Below are 17,026 nucleotides of genomic sequence, written 5' to 3'. Positions count from 1 at the left end.
AAAGTCTGATTTCCACCTTGTCGCTTAATCTTATTATAATTAAATAATTTTTTTATTTATCAACCGATGTTTGCGTAGAACCATTTTATGTGGTGCTTATTATATTTGCTTGAAATGATTTAACTGAAAATATTTTCAGTATGCATTTCAATCTCATTTTTTCTGAAATCAGTGTTTGGATAGTACATGTTTTTAACTAGAACGTTAGGACCTAAACAGTGAAATGCCTCACAATGACAATTGAGCGATTGCGCTAAATCTGATGTAAGCCATTTATTAAATACGTCTGTTAATTTGTCAGTTTTAATATTTGAAATTGTACCATTTTCATCTCCGAAATCAGTTACAATCACATCGCCACTAAAGACATTAACATTCAGGCGACTACGTCCATCTGGATCATTACGTGTCGTAACATTTTTAGCATCGCGTAAACGCTGTAACAATGCTTGGTCGTTTTCATCATTGATACATGGATAAATAGGTAATGTACCAAATAACATCCATACATTTTCATCTCTAATGTCTAATAAATGATGAATCGCTTGTTTCATTTCTTTTAAAGAAAGAACATTTAATTGACTTGCAAAATCTGCAGGATACATTGGATGAACTTCATGGCGACTGCATTTCATGTCATTGACGATTTCATTGTGAATTTTATCTAAATAAGGTAATGTACTTTGATTTAACATCGTTTCAGCTGAAACAAACATACCTTGACTTGATAATGTACTTGCATTCTCTAACATCTGTTCATATAATTTTAATTTTGCTTTTAAAGGAGGTTGCTTCTTCATTGCGCCGAAACCTACATCAGTAAATTCTTGAATTGTACCCCAGTTATGAGAGATATGCATAACGTCTATGTATTCAGCTATATCTAAATAACGATCTTGCGGTAGTGTTAAATTAGAATTCATTTGAACATATATACCACGATCTTGTGCATATTTTAACAGAGGTTTAACAATGTTTTTAATTGATGTTTTTGAGAACATTGGTTCGCCACCTGTTATTGACATAGTTCGTAAGTGAGGTATTTCATCTAAGCGACGATAAATGATATCCATAGGTAAAGCATCTGGATCTTTAGTTTGTAAAGTATAGCCAACAGCACAGTGACTACATCTCATATTACATAATGTAGTAGTAGTGAACTCTATATTACTTAGTGTTAACTGACCGTGTGTTTTAACATCGTTGTATGCTTCCCATGGATCGTTGTTAATTGAAATGGGTTTTTTCTGATTTGTCATCCACATATTTATTACTCCTAAACTTAAAAAAATTCCTTAATCCGTTGCAAAAGTACAGTAAACATTATTAAGATTATATCGCTTTTTGTCAAATTCTGTTAGGATAAAACTAACGTATAGTTTAATAAATATATATATTAATAAGGAGAAATCGTTATGAATGAACAACAAACAATGGAACAAATTAAAACAAGATTATCAAAATTTTTAGAAGATATTGACCATGTAAATCCCGATGAAGTAAGCGTTGAAGATATAGATGAATGGATTGGATTACTAGACCAATTAGAAGAAAAAGTTAAACAAGTTTCTAAATAAATTGAAACACTTCAATCTATGTATGTTTAATATCACTTAATTTCGTCTATATAATTAGTATAATTCGAACAAGAAAGGTGATTAACTAATGGCTAAAAAAGTAGCAATTATTTTATCAAATGAATTCGAAGATATCGAATTAACTAGCCCTAAAGAAGCAATTGAAGAAGCTGGTTTCGAAACTGAAATTATTGGTGATACTGCAAATGCAGAAGTAGTAGGTAAACACGGTGAAAAAGTTACTGTTGATGTAAGTATTGCAGATGCAAAACCAGAAGATTACGATGGCCTACTTATTCCTGGTGGATTCTCACCAGACCATCTTCGCGGCGATGCTGAAGGTCGTTATGGCACATTTGCTAAATACTTCACTAAAAATGATGTGCCAGCCTTTGCGATTTGCCACGGCCCTCAAATTTTAATAGATACAGATGACTTAAATGGACGCACACTTACTGCTGTATTAAATGTACGTAAAGATTTATCAAATGCAGGTGCAAATGTCGTAGACGAATCAGTTGTAGTTGATAATAATATCGTTACAAGTCGTACACCAGACGACTTAGATGATTTTAATAGAGAAATTGTTAAACAACTTCAAGCATAAATTTTATTGTTTCTTAGACTTAAAATTAATTTGAAACATGCATGTTGCTATAAAGCAAATGTATAAGTTATAGAACTGAGAAGAGGCTGTAAAGCTTCTCTCAGTTCTTTTTATTGTGATTAGGATGTTCGTCAACGATTGATTTAAAAGGGCTTTAAACAATCTTTCCTCATACACCTTGGGACTGATTTTTCATGATAGGTATAGCTTAATCTAAAAACTACTGTTAAACTCACAGTTATAGAGTGAGTTTTAGTAAAGGAGCTACCACATGAAAAGAAGCCAAAGAATGAACAACTCGCCTGAGAGACATTCACATTACCGTAATGAACCTCATTACAATACGTATTATCAACCTGTAGGTAAACCACCTAAAAAGAAAAAGAGTAAACGTATATTTTTAAGAATATTTATTATATTTATCATCATATTTGCATTGTTTATTGGGTTAATGTATTTCTTATCTTCGAGAGCAAATGTTGATGACCTTAAAACAATTGAAAACAAAAGTAATTATGTTTCTTCAGACAATATGCCGGATTATGTAAAAGGTGCTTTTATTTCGATGGAAGATGAACGTTTTTATAAACACCATGGATTTGACGTCAAAGGAACAACACGAGCATTATTCTCAACGATAGGTGATAGAGACGTTCAAGGCGGAAGTACAATTACACAACAAACTGTGAAGAATTATTATTACGACAATGAGCGTTCCTTTACTCGGAAATTAAAGGAATTGTTTGTAGCACATAAAGTAGAACAACAATATAGTAAAAATGAAATATTGAGTTTCTACTTAAATAACATTTATTATGGTAGTGATCAATATACAATTGAGGGTGCTGCGAACTATTATTTTGGAACAACAGTAAATAAGAATAATAGCAATATGCCTCAAATCACTGTCTTACAAAGTGCGATTCTAGCAAGTAAAGTCAATGCACCGAGTGTTTATGATATAAGTAATATGTCTGACAATTTTAAAAATAGAATTAAAACCAATCTTGAAAAGATGAAACAGCAGGCGTATATTTCAGATAGTCAATATCAAGAAGCGTTAAGTCAATTAAATAACTATTGATTGTAAATCTTGAAAAAATAAATTTTATATTTGTGTAAGTCCTCATAAAGGAGTCATTTTAATAATAACCTTTATGAGGTTTTTTTATGGGTAAAACATTTTGTGTAATGCGTTAAGTGATATAAAATAATGTGTGTTAGATAAATCAAGATAGTTTGATTTTTAATATAAATCAAAGTAAAGGTGGTGGAGGAATTGCCTAAAATCACTAAAATAGAAGTACAGAAGAACAATAAAGAGCGATTTAACTTATTTTTGGACGGCGCTTTTGAAATGGGAGTCGATATTAATACACTTGTAAAATTTAATTTAAAAAAAGGGCAAATTGTTGAGCCATCTGATATGGAGAAGATACAGAAGTATGAGCATTACCGTTTAGGTATTAATATGGCTATACAATACTTATCTTATAAAAAGAGAACTGAAAAAGAAGTGCGACAACATTTACAAAAAAACGAGATTAGTGCATCCGCGATTCAACAAGTTATAGATTATTGTTATAAAGAGGCATATATTAATCATGAAGATTATGCTGAAAGCTTAAAAAATACAATGATACATACTACTGATAAAGGTCCTGAAATTTACAAACAAAAATTATATCAAGTTGGAATTGAACCTAAGATTATTAATACATATGTTCAAATTTATGAAGAAGAACAACCATTTGAAGCGGTTATAAATGTTGCAAATAAAATTATGAGAACGAAGAAAGGTCCTGAAATTAAAGTACGTCAAAAAGTACTTCAAAGCTTAATTCAAAAAGGCTATTCTATGGATATCGCACAACAAGCAATATCTGAATTAGATTTTGAACAAGATGAAGCTTTGTTGGAGGATCTATTACAAAAAGATCTTGAAAAAATATATACAAAGCAACAACGTAAATATGATGGACAACAATTAGTAATGAAAACGATAGAGTCGCTTATGAGAAAAGGCTATAAATATGATAAAATTAAAGCAAAATTAGAAGAAAGTGGTATTTCAGATGAATGATAAAAAGCTAAGTGAAATGTCTGAACAGGAATTAAGACATGAAATACAGATATATAAAGAAAAGATGCGTAAAGCTGAAATGAACGGCATAATGAATGAATATGATGTTTATCAAAGTAAGGTCATTATTGCAGAAAGTTACTTAGTTGATCGTACCAAAGTTGTACTTGGTAGAATGTATAAACTTAATGATGGAAGCGAGCAATACTTTAAAGTTGAACGATTAAAAGGTGTGTTTGCATGGGGCTATAGAATTAATAGTAAGACCCCTGAAGAAGGATTGCCACTCGCTTTATTAAAAATTTAGAAGGAAGTAACACGAATGGGAAGTTCAATAATCTTAAAAATGCTCAATGTCACGCATTATTATAGAAGTAAAAAAAACAGAAAGTGGTATCTACCATTAGGCTATGCCGCTGAAGACATAGAATTAAACAACATATCGCTACATATATACCAAGGGGAAGCATTAGCTATCATTGGTGAACCAGGATCTTCAAAAACTTTAATAGGTAGAATTATGGCTGGTGACATTAAGCCAGATAGAGGTAAGATTAATCAATCGGTTTCTACGTATTATGGTGACATAAAAGATAAACATTTAATTCATATGACTGTAAGACAGTATGTAACCGAAGTTCAACGATTATTTTCTTATGAAACAACCTCTCATAGTGTTGATCAAATCATTAAGTTCGCACATTTAGATGATAAATCTTCGGTTCATATTAATGCACTTAGCCATTCAGATTTTGCACAGTTAATTTTAAGTATTGCACGCGTATGTCGAAAGGATTTAATCATTTTAAATCATATCATCGAACATCTTGATGAAGCCTTTTTAGAAAAAGCAAAACAATTATCCAAAGACTATATTAGTGAAAATAAGTCATTAGTATTTATAGATAATGACTTGGCAAAAGTTGAAAAAGTAAGTAACTATGTTGCTTGGATTTCACATGGACAAGTACGTATGGAAGGCTCACTAAACCAAGTTTTGCCTGTATTTAAAGAGCACGAGCAAGATAGAATGAGCATTGCAAATGATGAAGAACAACTTAATTTTGATTTAGATTGGAAAGAAAGTCGTAGTAGACTTCCGGAAATGAGCTATAATTTCAAAAGAGTTGAACGATATAGACATGCGAAAGTACCTGATTTTGTTGTAAGATTTTGGACGATTTTAATTACGAGTTTAATTTGCTTATTCATTGTAGGCGCCTTAGTGATTAATAATGTAGGACGTTTTGACGTTCCAATTATTGAAGCGCAAAAGAAAGTAGAGAATAAAGACCCATTTGATGAAAAGCTTGCATATGGCATTGTGTTAGAGGATTCAATTACTTTAAAAGGGGATTCTAATATTAACGTCCCTAAATATACGTTTTTAACAATCACAGGTGAAAATTCAAAAAGTTATCGCGTCAGCAGTGATGATAAAGATTATGTGGTAGCAAAACATAAATTGGAATATTTTAACCCGGCGGCACTATATGAGTCACATTCTTTCAAAGCGCTATCTCCATATATGAAATCAAACTATAGTAATTATGTAGATTATTTTAATAGCCACTTACATAAGAAACACGATCAAGTTAAAAAGACATTGGTGCCAGATAAAGATTCAAGATATGTTGTTGAAGTAACACAACAACCAATCGATATGTTATTTAATGATCAAAATAAATTAACTGGATTTGTTTTTCCGATAGTCAATAAAGATGAACTCAAAGATAAATATCATATTACACAGGATTTATGGATTGTTAAGTCGGGGGATGGATATTTAATCGCAGACATGAAAAATAGCAAGTGGATATACATTGAATTGTAGGTGTAAAAATGATAGATAACTTTTTATTATATATTAAACGCTTTCCATCACTAATTGAGTTTACAAAACAACGCATCATAGATACTTGGAAATGGTTTGCTATGCTTTTAATTGCGCAATTAGTTGTAATAGTGATTGCACTAATGACATTATCTTTTATAGGGATTGAGGATATTAGCAAAGCAAGATGGCTATATCGACTCATTGCTATGATGACATTTATTACTCTATTAGCAACGATATTTAAATCTTTTAAAGCGTACAGCCAAGATTATTTAATAACAAAATCATTCCAAGCAACACCATTGGTTACAGCCATTGCAAATGCACTTCTTGGAAGTTTTATTTGTTGTATATTGACGTTGATCGTCGTACTGTTTAAGCCAGTGAATTTCGATGAGTCATTGATTGCATTTATCGTATTTTTTATCATGATGGTTTTATTTATTGTATTTATATCCGTTACTCTAGGATTATTAGATATTATATACAAGAATATGACAAAGTTATATTTTTTAATTGGAATTATTTGCTTTTTCATTATACCTGTCATATTTATTCCATCTGCAAATGAAAATTTAATGATTCAAATTCTAAAATTGAATCCACTATTTTATTTAATTGACGGTATTGCGACTTCTGCAATATATGGTGTAGTAAATTTGTACAACATTACTTACCATATCTATTTTGTTATTATTTTGGTAATTATAGGTGCGGTTAATTTTATGTTAATGAGATATGTTGCACACTCAAAATATAAATATTCATCTCATACAATAGCTACAAAAAATAAATAAAAGAGTGAACCAGAATCATAGATAAGATTATGACTCTGGTTCACTCTTTTTAAAAGTTTATTTAGAATATAATTTCTTTTGTAATTTTTCTTCTGTGAAAACCCATCCGATGTATGAATGATCAATATTGTTGTCATTATCGACATGTGCAATCGCTGCAAAGCTATAATGGCCTTTATTTAAATAACGTAAATCAACTAGACGAACTTCTGTAGTATCATCGTCTAGCTTTCGAGTTTGCCAACGATAAATAGACGAAAAGTTTAAAAATGTTCTAATATCCTTATTACCTTTGATTTGCCACAATAACGTATCTGGTGAAAATGGTTGTCGCTTAACTTTATCACTAAAAACAACATTTCTACCAAATGATCGACCTACATAATCATGTTCTTCAGTTTGAATCGCAACACGCCATTCCATAAATTTCATAGTAGGTGCTACAAAAATTTTAACAGGTTTGTGTTGTTCTTTAATTTGACTTAATGCTTGTTTCTTTATAATACTTTGCATTTTGAAACGAACAATGTAATAAATGATGAGTACGCCTATAATTGGAAAGAACACTGCAAATGGATGAACACCTAGAAGCCAAATTACAATACCTAAACAAAGTATGATAAAAATGATTGGATCAAAGGTATTAATAACACTTAGTTGAATCCATTTGTTTGTTAGTGGGCGTAGTGCTTGGGTACCATATGAATTAAATATATCTACAAAGACATGTAAAAATACCGCTAACTGTGCCCATAACCATATGTGCGTAGTATCTACGCCTGGAAAGATTACGTAAATCAAAAATGTAATCAATATCGGCCATAAAATTGTAAATGGTATAGAATGAGTGATACCACGATGATGTGAAATATATGTGGCGTTATTTTTTAATTTTAAAACGGTGTCGCCATCTGGAATTAATGACCCTGCAATTAAGGTCGTGGCTGTGGCTGCCATAGTATTTGCCATAGCTGGGTCTTGACTTGCTAAAGCAGTTAATCCAACACCGATTGCAATGTGCGTGGCTGTATCCATAACGTTCACTCTTTTCATGTTAATTTAATATATATTATAATCTAAAAATTGGAATAACGAAATTAAGAAACATATTAAAATACTTTTCATTTAATATAAAGTGCACGTAGTGAAGTAAATAAAGCGAATTGAAAGGAAATAATTATGATAAACGATTTTACTTTTAAAAAGAATTTAATACAATGGTTTAATAAGAATCAGAGAGAAATGCCATGGCGTGAAACTTCGAATCCATATTATATCTGGTTAAGTGAAGTTATGCTTCAACAAACACAGGTTAAAACAGTTGTGGATTATTATCACAAATTTATTCAACGTTTTCCAACAATAGAGGAATTAAGTCAGGCAGATGAAGAAGAAGTTCTTAAATATTGGGAAGGATTGGGCTATTATAGTCGCGCACGTAACTTTCATACTGCTGTGAAAGAAGTAGCATCAGAATATCATGGTGTCGTTCCTTCTACACCAGAACAATTTGGGAAATTAAAAGGGGTAGGTCCTTATACTCAAGCAGCAGTTCTAAGCATCGCGTTTAATCAGCCATTAGCAACCGTTGATGGCAATGTCTTTAGAGTATGGTCTAGATTGAATAATGATTCAAGAGATATAAAGTTGCAAAGCACGAGAAAAAGTTATGAACAAGAATTACAGCCTTATGTGCATCAAGAGGCGGGTACATTTAACCAAGCAATGATGGAATTAGGTGCGTTAGTTTGTACACCTAAGAAACCGCTATGTTTATTTTGTCCAGTTCAAGAGAACTGTCGTGCTTTTAAAGAAGGCACTGTATTAGAGTTACCAGTAAAAACGAAGAACATTAAGAAAAAAACTATTCAACAAGCGGTATTCTTAGTTAGAAATGCCAAAGGTCAATATTTAATGGAGCAACGTCAAGAAAGATTGTTAAATGGCATGTGGCAATTTCCAATGTTTGAAACACCAAATGCTTTAGAACAATTGCAAGAAAAATTGGGATTGTCATTATCGATAGCTGAGGGAATTGTATTTAAGCTTAAACACCAATTCACACATATGACTTGGGATATTAGTGTCTATAGTACCATTGAGACCGTGACACTGTCAGAATCATTTATGAAAGGTAACCATCTGGAATGGATGGATTTAAATCAGCGACAAGCATATACGTTACCAGTTTCTATGGATAAGATATACCAATACATTAACGGCTAAGACATTCTAATTTGTGTATAACTTGAGTGAAAATAACAACGCATCTGTAAAGACTTATTTAAAAATATGATATAATCTAAAGTGCGAAAATTACTAAAAGGGTGGTGTGGAGTATGGTAAAAGAATCCATACCTAAAGAAGGCGAAAATATAAAAATTCAAAGTTACAAACACGACGGTAACATCCATAGAGTATGGTCTGAAACAACAATCTTAAAAGGTACAGACCATGTGATTATTGGTGGGAATGATCACACTTTAGTTACTGAAAGTGACGGTCGTACATGGATTACGAGAGAACCAGCTATCGTGTATTTTCATTCAGAATATTGGTTCAATGTCATTTGTATGTTTAGAGAGGATGGCATTTATTACTACTGTAATCTATCATCGCCTTTCGTTTGTGACGAAGAAGCTTTGAAATACATTGATTATGATTTAGATATTAAGGTATATCCTAATGGAAAATATCATTTATTAGATGAAGATGAGTATGAGCAGCATATGAATCAGATGAATTATCCACATGATATAGATGTTATTTTACGCCGTAATGTAGATATTTTACAACAGTGGATCGAACAGAAAAAAGGACCATTCGCTCCAGATTTCATAAAAGTTTGGAAAGAGCGATATAAAAAAATCCGTAATTATTAAGCATAAAAGATGTAATTGTTACATATTTGTTTTATAGTACTTGAGTGATAATAACAAGAGGTTGAATTTACTTTGATGATACAAATGTATTGTTTGGAATCAAAGTTTCAACCTCTATTAATTTTTTAAAAATATAATTGTGATCATCATAGGGGGGAGTAGTATGATACGACGCTATTTAGAATTTGTTAAACCATACAAATATCGAATAATAGCTACGATAATTATTGGGATTATCAAATTCGGCATTCCTATGTTAATTCCTCTACTTATCAAATATGCAATTGACGGCGTTATTAATAATAGTGCACTTTCAACGAATGAAAAGTTTCAACATTTAAGTGTAGCTATCGGCATAGCGTTATTTATTTTCTTAATTGTCAGACCACCAATAGAATATCTACGACAATATCTTGCACAATGGACGAGTAACAAAATTCTATATGATATTAGAAAACGTCTATATGATCATTTGCAAGCGCTAAGTGCAAGATTTTATGCAAATAATCAAGTTGGACAAGTGATATCGAGAGTCATTAATGATGTTGAGCAAACGAAAGACTTTATATTAACTGGTTTAATGAACATTTGGCTAGATTGCATAACAATCATCATTGCACTATCTATTATGTTCTTCCTAGATGTGAAGTTAACTTTCGCGGCAATCATTATTTTCCCATTCTATATTCTCACAGTCTATTTCTTCTTTGGACGCTTAAGAAAATTGACGCGTAAACGTTCGCAAGCATTGGCTGAAGTACAAGGATTTCTACATGAACGTGTACAAGGGATGTCAGTAATTAAAAGTTTTGCAATTGAGGATAATGAAGCTAAAAATTTCGACCATAAAAATAAACATTTCTTAAATCGTGCATTTCAACATACGTCATGGAATGCATACTCATTTGCGGCGATTAATACAGTTACAGATTTAGGACCTATAATTGTTATTGGCTTTGGGTCATATTTAGCAATCAATGGTTCAATTACTGTTGGTACACTTGCAGCTTTTGTTGGCTATTTGGAACAATTATTTGGACCGTTAAGAAGACTAGTTGCTTCATTTACAACATTAACTCAAAGTTTTGCGTCAATGGATAGGGTGTTTCAGTTAATGGATGAAGATTATGATATAAAAAATGGTATTGGCGCTCAGCCTATTGAAATTAAACAAGGTCATATAGAATTGAAAAACGTTAGTTTCAAATATAATGAAGATGAATCAACAATATTAAAAAATATCAATCTCAATATAAACAAAGGAGATACCGTAGCTTTTGTTGGTATGAGTGGTGGTGGTAAATCAACTTTAATTAACTTGATACCACGCTTCTACGATGTAACTGAAGGTGAAATAAGAATAGATGATCACAATGTTAAAGACTTTTTAACCGGTAGTTTAAGAAATCAAATTGGTTTAGTACAGCAAGATAATATTCTTTTCTCAGATACAGTTAGAGAAAATATATTATTAGGACGCCCAGATGCTAGTGAAGAAGAAATAATTGAAGCGGCTAAAATGGCCAATGCACATGATTTTATTATGAATCTTCATGATGGCTATGATACTGAAGTAGGGGAACGTGGCGTTAAACTATCTGGTGGACAGAAACAACGTCTTTCAATTGCAAGAATCTTTTTAAATAATCCACCTATATTAATTTTAGATGAAGCTACTTCAGCATTAGATTTAGAGAGTGAAGCGATTATTCAAGAAGCGTTAGATGTGCTTAGTAAAGATAGAACAACACTTATTGTTGCACATAGACTCTCAACGATTACACATGCGGATAAGATAATTGTAATGCAAAACGGTCAAATCGTTGAAACAGGCACACACCAAGAACTAATAGATAAAAAAGGTGCTTATGAGCATCTCTATAGTATACAAAATTTATAATAATAATAAATAAGCGTTCACTGAACTTTATTGATTCAGTGAACGCTTATTATTATAAGTCAAAATCTTCATCGGCTATATCTATTTCAGTATCATTTCGATGGTACGTGAAGAAACTTAATCTTAAACGATCTAAATGTTCTAGATAATAACGATATTCTTCAATTGTGGCAATAATTTGCATAATATTAGAATAAGAATAGTCGACTTGGTAAGGATTTTGAATTAATTGTTGTTGAAAAGCATCCATTAGGTCTTTCTTTTGAGGATTCATGATTTGATTATCAAAATGTTCTACATTATATCGCGCCTTTTTCGACAAACTTTTTAGAATTTGTTCATGATACGCTGTTAAAGAATCTAATTCTAATTTGATTTGAAATATCAAATTGTAATTTAAGTTATGAAGATCATTCTGATATCTAGCCATTCGATTAAGCACTTCATATGCTTGTCTTGTTGTACCTACAACTTCTTTAAATAAAATTTTCTTTCTATTTTGTTGGAAGGCTGCTTTTCTAGTTAGTGCTTTCTCTTCATTGTAATAATTAAAAATCTGTTCAAGTTTTGAAATGCGTGATTCAATTTGTTCTCCATCTTCTTTTATCTGATGATAGTCAGAAGCGTCATTTAATACAAGCTTAAACCAAATAAATATATCAGAAGCGATATTTACCGAGTTGTGATATATCTTGGTTTCAAATTTAGGTGGTAAAAATATTAAGTTAACTACAGAAGCACTTACGACACCAATCATTACTAGAATAAATCTAAAAGCGGCTGTTACATAGAATGATCCTGTATGTTGCCCCATTATAATGAGTGCAGTGACACCTGCAAGTGTAGCAACATGAGCTAAATTTATTTTATATAAAATAGCAATTAATAAAATAACAGTAACGCCCATAATCACAATATTTTTACCGAAAATGGTTACCATGATGACTGCTAATAAAGCACCAATGACATTACCTGTAGCCTGTTCTGAAATCGTTTTGATGGAACGATATATATTAGGTTGCATAGCAACAATCGCACTAATGCCCGCTACAGATTTTAATCCGACATTATCAGGTAAGAAAGAAGCTATAAACAAAGCGAGAATAATTGCAATACCAGTCTTTAGTATACGAGCTCCTAGCCTCAACTATAACGCTCCTTTAAATATAATTTTAATAATAATATTTTAAACTAGTATACACTTGAAGACTGAAATGATACAAGTTTTTGTTTTTAATAAAAAAACTACAATAAAACTGTTCTTCACATTTGAACAGCTTTATTGTAGGCCATCAGTTGATTATTTCATTTGACTAAATGCATAATCAGCAGCTTTTAATGTCTCATCAATATCTTCTTCAGTGTGTTCTGTAGTTAAGAACCATGCCTCAAATTTAGAAGGTGCTAAATTAATACCTTGATTTAGCATTAATTTAAAGAATTTAGCAAATGCTTCACCATCTGAATTTTCAACTTGTTCATAGTGCGTAATCGTTTCATTAGTAAAATAAAGCGTTAATGAACCGTATACACGATTTATAGTAGCGGTGATATGATGTTTCTCTATCAATTTTAATAAACCATCTTCAAGTCTTTTCCCTAATTTGTCTAATCTTTCATAAACACCTTCTTGCTCTAATACTTCCAATAATGCAATACCAGCTCTCATAGAAAGTGGGTTGCCGGCCATTGTACCTGCTTGGTATGCAGGACCTAAAGGTGCAACATGTTCCATAATATCTTGTCGACCACCATAGCCTCCAATTGGAAGACCACCGCCAATGATTTTTCCGAAAGCTGTTAGATCAGGATATACATTTAATAAGTCTTGTGCAGCACCATAATGGAAACGGAATGCTGTAATAACCTCGTCATAAATCACCAATGCACCATAATCATGTGTGATTTTATTTACCTCTTCTAAAAATCCAGGTTGTGGTTCTACCATACCAAAGTTACCAACAATAGGTTCTACTAATACTGCTGCAACTTCATTTCCCCAGTGTTTCATAGCTTCTTTATATGATTCAATATCATTAAATGGAACTGTTATTACTTCTTTTGCAACACTTTCGGGAACACCCGCTGAGTCAGGTGAGCCTAATTGTGATGGGCCACTTCCTGCAGCAACTAATACTAAGTCTGAGTGACCATGATAAGAGCCCGCAAACTTAATAATTTTATCTCTCTTTGTATAAGCACGTGCAACACGTATTGTTGTCATTACTGCTTCAGTACCAGAGTTAACGAATCGTATTTTTTCGAGTGATGGGATTGCTTCACGTAATTTTTTACTGAATTCAATCTCTAACTCTGTTGGTGTACCATACAATACACCTTTAGCTGCTTGATCTTGAATGGCTTTTGTAATGTGAGGGTGTGCATGACCAGTAATAATTGGGCCATAAGCTTGTAAATAATCAATAAATTTATTGCCATCTACATCATATAAGTATGCACCATGACCTTCGCGCATAACTACAGGCGCACCTCCACCTACCGCTTTATATGAACGTGATGGTGAATTAACGCCACCTAAAATATATTCATTTGATAATTGTTGCAGACGTTCACTCTCAGTGAATTTCATCTTATTTCAACCTCTCTTATTTTAATATTATTCATTACTATCGTATCATATAATTAATACGATTAAGAAATAGGTGATAGGATGTTTAAAAAAGGTGACAAATTTCCAGAATTCAAATTAGAGAATCAAAATGGAGAATGTATTACAAATGAAACAATAAAAGGAAGCAAAACAATTTTATATTTTTATCCACGTGATAATACGCCAACGTGTACGACTGAAGCATGTGATTTTAGAGATAATTTAGATAGATTTAATGAATTAGATGTTCAAGTTTATGGTGTCAGTGCAGATACTAAGAAAAAGCATCAAAACTTTATTGCTAAACATAATCTTAATTTCGACTTATTAGTAGATGAAAATTATGTATTATCTGAAAAAGTGGGTGTTTACCAATTGAAAAAGTCATTCGGTAAAGAATCCATGGGAATTGTACGAACAACTTTTATAATAGATGAAGAAGGTATCATCATTGATGTTATTGAAAAAGTTAAAGTTAAAACACAAATGGAAGAATTAAATCGAATTTTGGGGTGAAAAAATGAAAATAGTTAGTTTAAAGCGACTTGGAGAAATAGAATCAGTACTTAAAAGTGACTATCCAGAATTAGAATTTTACTTTTTCAAAAAAGCCGAAGACATACCTAAAGCATTAAAGGAAGAATTGAATATATTGATTGGTTATGATGGTGGGGTAGATGCAAACTTCATTAATGAGTGCCCAAATTTAAAATGGATTGCTTGGTACGCAACAGGCGTAAATAGTTTACCCTTAGAAACAATTAAGAAAAGAAACATTATTTTAACCAATAGTAGAGGCGTGCAAGCAAAACAAGTTTCAGAGTTTGTTCTTGCATTCATACTTGATGACTATAAGAAAATGCGTACATCATACATTAATCAAATCAATAAAGTATATGACTCTAGACTAACTGGCAAGCGATTGAGTGGAGAACGTGTTTTAATATTAGGGACAGGATCATTAGCACAACAGACCGTTAAATTACTTAAGCCATTTGATATGACTATAGTTGGAATTAGTAGGTTAGGTAAATCCAAAGAAGGATTTGACTGTATTTATAAAATAGAAGAACTTGAAAAACATCTAAATAAAGCTGATATCATTATTAACACCTTACCTGAAACTAATGAAACGTATCATTTACTATTAGAGAAACATTTTGAGCTTATGAATGATGAATGTTTATTTATTAATGTAGGTAGGGGAACAGTTGTAAATGAAAAAACACTCATAAAGGCTTTATCACAGAATCAAATTCGACATGCTTATATTGATGTATTTGAAAATGAACCATTGAAACCAGACAATGTGCTGTACAAGTTAGATAATGTAACGCTAACTGCGCATATCAGTGGTAACGATAAAAACATTAAAAGAGACGCAACGAAACTTTTTAAGAAGAATTTAGACCATTTTCTCAATAAGAATGATGTAATTGAGAATAAAGTCGATTTATATCATGGTTATTAAAGGAAAAGGTTCGTACTTATTGACATTATACTTTCTAAACAGTTATATTAATATCAAGTAATAATTATTATTAACTAGAAAGTGGTGAAAACAATGAGTGCAGAAGTAGAGTCCATTGATCATGAACTAGAAGAATCAATTGCAGCCCTTAGAAGAGCTGGTGTTAGAATTACACCACAACGTCAAGCTATCATTCGTTATCTTATTGCATCTCATTCACATCCGACGGCGGATGAAATTTATCAAGCACTTTCACCTGATTTTCCAAATATTAGTGTTGCGACAATATATAATAATTTAAGAGTGTTTAAAAGTATTGGCATAGTTAAAGAATTAACATATGGAGATGCATCAAGTCGATTTGATTTTAATACTCATAATCATTATCACGTTATCTGTGAGAAATGTGGCAAGATAGTAGATTTCCACTATCCACAACTTGATGAAGTTGAACAACTTGCTCAACACATTACAGAGTTCGACGTAACACATCACCGTATGGAAATATATGGTATCTGTAAAGAATGCAAAGATAAAGAAAAATAATAAGTAGAAGTTTAAATGGAGTAGGTCAGAAAGAATTAAACTTGTTGTTTACTCCTAGTAAAGATGACTAAGAGTGCAAAAGTTTGATATAAGCACTTTTCAAATTAGTTATCTACTACCTAAATGTTAAAGAGGCTGGAACATTTTATTATGTCCCAGCCTCTTTCCTATATTGATCTAAATATGTAGTAGCAATTTCAAAGTAGCTACCTTAATATATAGTGAATATAATGAAGTATTGGCATTATAGTTGAATATTCGATATGAAATTAACAATAAAATAAGTAAATTATACCCTTAATTCAAAACAATACATTAGATGTGAAAAATTAGTCATTATTCTTATAAGGAAATGATTGACGTTCATTTCTAAACTTGATATTATATAAAAGTCGTCAAAAACGAATGTAAACTTTCTTTTCCGGCAAATTAAAATCATTAATTTAATGTTAAGAAAGTGTAATTTTGACTATTGAAAAACTTAGCGAGACATTATAAGATATTATTTGTTGAAATAATCAATTAAGTTTTGAACAGAAAAAATTAAAAAAATAAATTTAAAAAAGTTCTTGACATTAGATGTTGATTGTTGATATAATTAATAAATGTAATTGCTTTAAATGAACATTGAAAACTGAATGACAATATGTCAACGTTAATTCCAAAAACAGTAACTTAAATGTTACAAACACTATTTAGTATTATGAGCTAATCA

General features: G+C 31.4%; 17 protein-coding genes. 13 read left to right on the top strand and 4 right to left on the bottom strand.

Annotated elements, in window-relative coordinates; all coding sequences use genetic code 11:
• Positions 1–119 precede the first annotated feature (119 nt).
• A complete protein-coding gene (gene yfkAB, locus KA858_RS11245) occupies positions 120–1,259 on the bottom strand; it encodes a radical SAM/CxCxxxxC motif protein YfkAB (protein ID WP_210135728.1) in 1,140 nt (379 codons plus the stop codon).
• A 156-nt stretch (positions 1,260–1,415) separates the two neighbouring features.
• Here yfkAB and KA858_RS11240 point away from each other — a divergent pair, with 156 nt between their 5' ends.
• The 7 genes from KA858_RS11240 (at position 1,416) to KA858_RS11210 (ending at position 6,901) form a co-directional block, all read left to right on the top strand.
• Complete coding sequence (locus tag KA858_RS11240; protein ID WP_107630250.1) at positions 1,416–1,577, top strand: SE1561 family protein; 162 nt, start codon at positions 1,416–1,418, stop codon at positions 1,575–1,577.
• An 88-nt stretch (positions 1,578–1,665) separates the two neighbouring features.
• Positions 1,666–2,184 (top strand): type 1 glutamine amidotransferase domain-containing protein, encoded by a 519-nt coding sequence (locus KA858_RS11235; RefSeq protein ID WP_070854230.1) that lies wholly within the window; start codon positions 1,666–1,668, stop codon positions 2,182–2,184.
• A gap of 271 nt (positions 2,185–2,455) precedes the next feature.
• Positions 2,456–3,268, top strand: coding sequence for a monofunctional peptidoglycan glycosyltransferase SgtB (gene sgtB, locus KA858_RS11230; RefSeq protein ID WP_210135727.1), 813 nt, complete (start codon positions 2,456–2,458; stop codon positions 3,266–3,268).
• 195 nt (positions 3,269–3,463) lie between these two features.
• Positions 3,464–4,267: a recombination regulator RecX gene (gene recX / locus KA858_RS11225; RefSeq protein ID WP_075108588.1), complete on the top strand. Its 804-nt coding sequence runs from the start codon at positions 3,464–3,466 to the stop codon at positions 4,265–4,267.
• A complete protein-coding gene (locus KA858_RS11220) occupies positions 4,260–4,574 on the top strand; it encodes a YfhH family protein (RefSeq protein ID WP_075108589.1) in 315 nt (104 codons plus the stop codon). Before recX ends, KA858_RS11220 begins: the two co-directional genes overlap by 8 nt.
• 15 nt (positions 4,575–4,589) lie before the next feature.
• Positions 4,590–6,101: an ATP-binding cassette domain-containing protein gene (locus KA858_RS11215; protein WP_210135726.1), complete on the top strand. Its 1,512-nt coding sequence runs from the start codon at positions 4,590–4,592 to the stop codon at positions 6,099–6,101.
• 8 nt (positions 6,102–6,109) lie between these two features.
• Entirely contained in the window at positions 6,110–6,901 is a 792-nt protein-coding gene (locus tag KA858_RS11210; RefSeq protein WP_210135725.1) for a teichoic acid transporter, read from the top strand.
• Between the two features lie 57 nt (positions 6,902–6,958).
• Here KA858_RS11210 and KA858_RS11205 read toward each other — a convergent pair whose 3' ends face one another.
• Positions 6,959–7,936 (bottom strand): metal-dependent hydrolase, encoded by a 978-nt coding sequence (locus KA858_RS11205; RefSeq protein ID WP_210135724.1) that lies wholly within the window; start codon positions 7,934–7,936, stop codon positions 6,959–6,961.
• 144 nt (positions 7,937–8,080) lie between these two features.
• Here KA858_RS11205 and mutY point away from each other — a divergent pair, with 144 nt between their 5' ends.
• The 3 genes from mutY to KA858_RS11190 all read left to right on the top strand — a co-directional run bounded on the left by mutY (position 8,081) and on the right by KA858_RS11190 (position 11,683).
• Positions 8,081–9,127 carry an A/G-specific adenine glycosylase gene (gene mutY / locus KA858_RS11200; RefSeq protein ID WP_210135723.1) on the top strand — a complete coding sequence of 349 codons (1,047 nt, stop codon included), beginning with the start codon at positions 8,081–8,083 and terminating at the stop codon, positions 9,125–9,127.
• Between the two features lie 113 nt (positions 9,128–9,240).
• Positions 9,241–9,783 (top strand): nucleoside tri-diphosphate phosphatase, encoded by a 543-nt coding sequence (ntdP, locus tag KA858_RS11195; RefSeq protein WP_053030354.1) that lies wholly within the window; start codon positions 9,241–9,243, stop codon positions 9,781–9,783.
• 163 nt (positions 9,784–9,946) lie between these two features.
• The gene (locus tag KA858_RS11190; protein ID WP_075108594.1) at positions 9,947–11,683 is read left to right on the top strand and encodes an ABC transporter ATP-binding protein; all 1,737 of its coding nucleotides are present in this window, start codon (positions 9,947–9,949) and stop codon (positions 11,681–11,683) included.
• A gap of 52 nt (positions 11,684–11,735) precedes the next feature.
• Here KA858_RS11190 and KA858_RS11185 read toward each other — a convergent pair whose 3' ends face one another.
• Together KA858_RS11185 and KA858_RS11180 are read right to left on the bottom strand one after the other, a co-directional pair.
• Entirely contained in the window at positions 11,736–12,830 is a 1,095-nt protein-coding gene (locus KA858_RS11185; RefSeq protein ID WP_053030352.1) for an FUSC family protein, read from the bottom strand.
• 153 nt (positions 12,831–12,983) lie between these two features.
• Positions 12,984–14,273: a glutamate-1-semialdehyde 2,1-aminomutase gene (locus KA858_RS11180; protein WP_053030351.1), complete on the bottom strand. Its 1,290-nt coding sequence runs from the start codon at positions 14,271–14,273 to the stop codon at positions 12,984–12,986.
• A gap of 81 nt (positions 14,274–14,354) precedes the next feature.
• Between KA858_RS11180 and bcp the strand changes: the two genes are divergently transcribed.
• The 3 genes from bcp (at position 14,355) to perR (ending at position 16,311) form a co-directional block, all read left to right on the top strand.
• The gene (bcp, locus tag KA858_RS11175; RefSeq protein ID WP_210135722.1) at positions 14,355–14,810 is read left to right on the top strand and encodes a thioredoxin-dependent thiol peroxidase; all 456 of its coding nucleotides are present in this window, start codon (positions 14,355–14,357) and stop codon (positions 14,808–14,810) included.
• Between the two features lie 4 nt (positions 14,811–14,814).
• Complete coding sequence (locus KA858_RS11170) at positions 14,815–15,765, top strand: NAD(P)-dependent oxidoreductase (protein WP_210135721.1); 951 nt, start codon at positions 14,815–14,817, stop codon at positions 15,763–15,765.
• A gap of 93 nt (positions 15,766–15,858) precedes the next feature.
• The gene (gene perR, locus KA858_RS11165; RefSeq protein WP_210135720.1) at positions 15,859–16,311 is read left to right on the top strand and encodes a peroxide-responsive transcriptional repressor PerR; all 453 of its coding nucleotides are present in this window, start codon (positions 15,859–15,861) and stop codon (positions 16,309–16,311) included.
• The last annotated feature ends 715 nt before the right edge of the window (positions 16,312–17,026 follow it).

It is taken from the genome of Staphylococcus sp. GDX8P80P, assembly GCF_017893095.1.
Classification (GTDB): domain Bacteria; phylum Bacillota; class Bacilli; order Staphylococcales; family Staphylococcaceae; genus Staphylococcus; species Staphylococcus borealis.
This window is presented reverse-complemented; position numbering and strand designations above follow the sequence as displayed.

Coding starts and splice junctions, on each gene's coding strand:
- yfkAB (WP_210135728.1), bottom strand. CDS start 1,259: ATGACAAATCAGAAAAAACCCATTTCAATTAACAACGATCCATGGGAA.
- KA858_RS11240 (WP_107630250.1), top strand. CDS start 1,416: ATGAATGAACAACAAACAATGGAACAAATTAAAACAAGATTATCAAAA.
- KA858_RS11235 (WP_070854230.1), top strand. CDS start 1,666: ATGGCTAAAAAAGTAGCAATTATTTTATCAAATGAATTCGAAGATATC.
- sgtB (WP_210135727.1), top strand. CDS start 2,456: ATGAAAAGAAGCCAAAGAATGAACAACTCGCCTGAGAGACATTCACAT.
- KA858_RS11220 (WP_075108589.1), top strand. CDS start 4,260: ATGAATGATAAAAAGCTAAGTGAAATGTCTGAACAGGAATTAAGACAT.
- KA858_RS11215 (WP_210135726.1), top strand. CDS start 4,590: ATGGGAAGTTCAATAATCTTAAAAATGCTCAATGTCACGCATTATTAT.
- KA858_RS11210 (WP_210135725.1), top strand. CDS start 6,110: ATGATAGATAACTTTTTATTATATATTAAACGCTTTCCATCACTAATT.
- KA858_RS11205 (WP_210135724.1), bottom strand. CDS start 7,936: ATGGATACAGCCACGCACATTGCAATCGGTGTTGGATTAACTGCTTTA.
- mutY (WP_210135723.1), top strand. CDS start 8,081: ATGATAAACGATTTTACTTTTAAAAAGAATTTAATACAATGGTTTAAT.
- ntdP (WP_053030354.1), top strand. CDS start 9,241: ATGGTAAAAGAATCCATACCTAAAGAAGGCGAAAATATAAAAATTCAA.
- KA858_RS11190 (WP_075108594.1), top strand. CDS start 9,947: ATGATACGACGCTATTTAGAATTTGTTAAACCATACAAATATCGAATA.
- KA858_RS11180 (WP_053030351.1), bottom strand. CDS start 14,273: ATGAAATTCACTGAGAGTGAACGTCTGCAACAATTATCAAATGAATAT.
- bcp (WP_210135722.1), top strand. CDS start 14,355: ATGTTTAAAAAAGGTGACAAATTTCCAGAATTCAAATTAGAGAATCAA.
- KA858_RS11170 (WP_210135721.1), top strand. CDS start 14,815: ATGAAAATAGTTAGTTTAAAGCGACTTGGAGAAATAGAATCAGTACTT.
- perR (WP_210135720.1), top strand. CDS start 15,859: ATGAGTGCAGAAGTAGAGTCCATTGATCATGAACTAGAAGAATCAATT.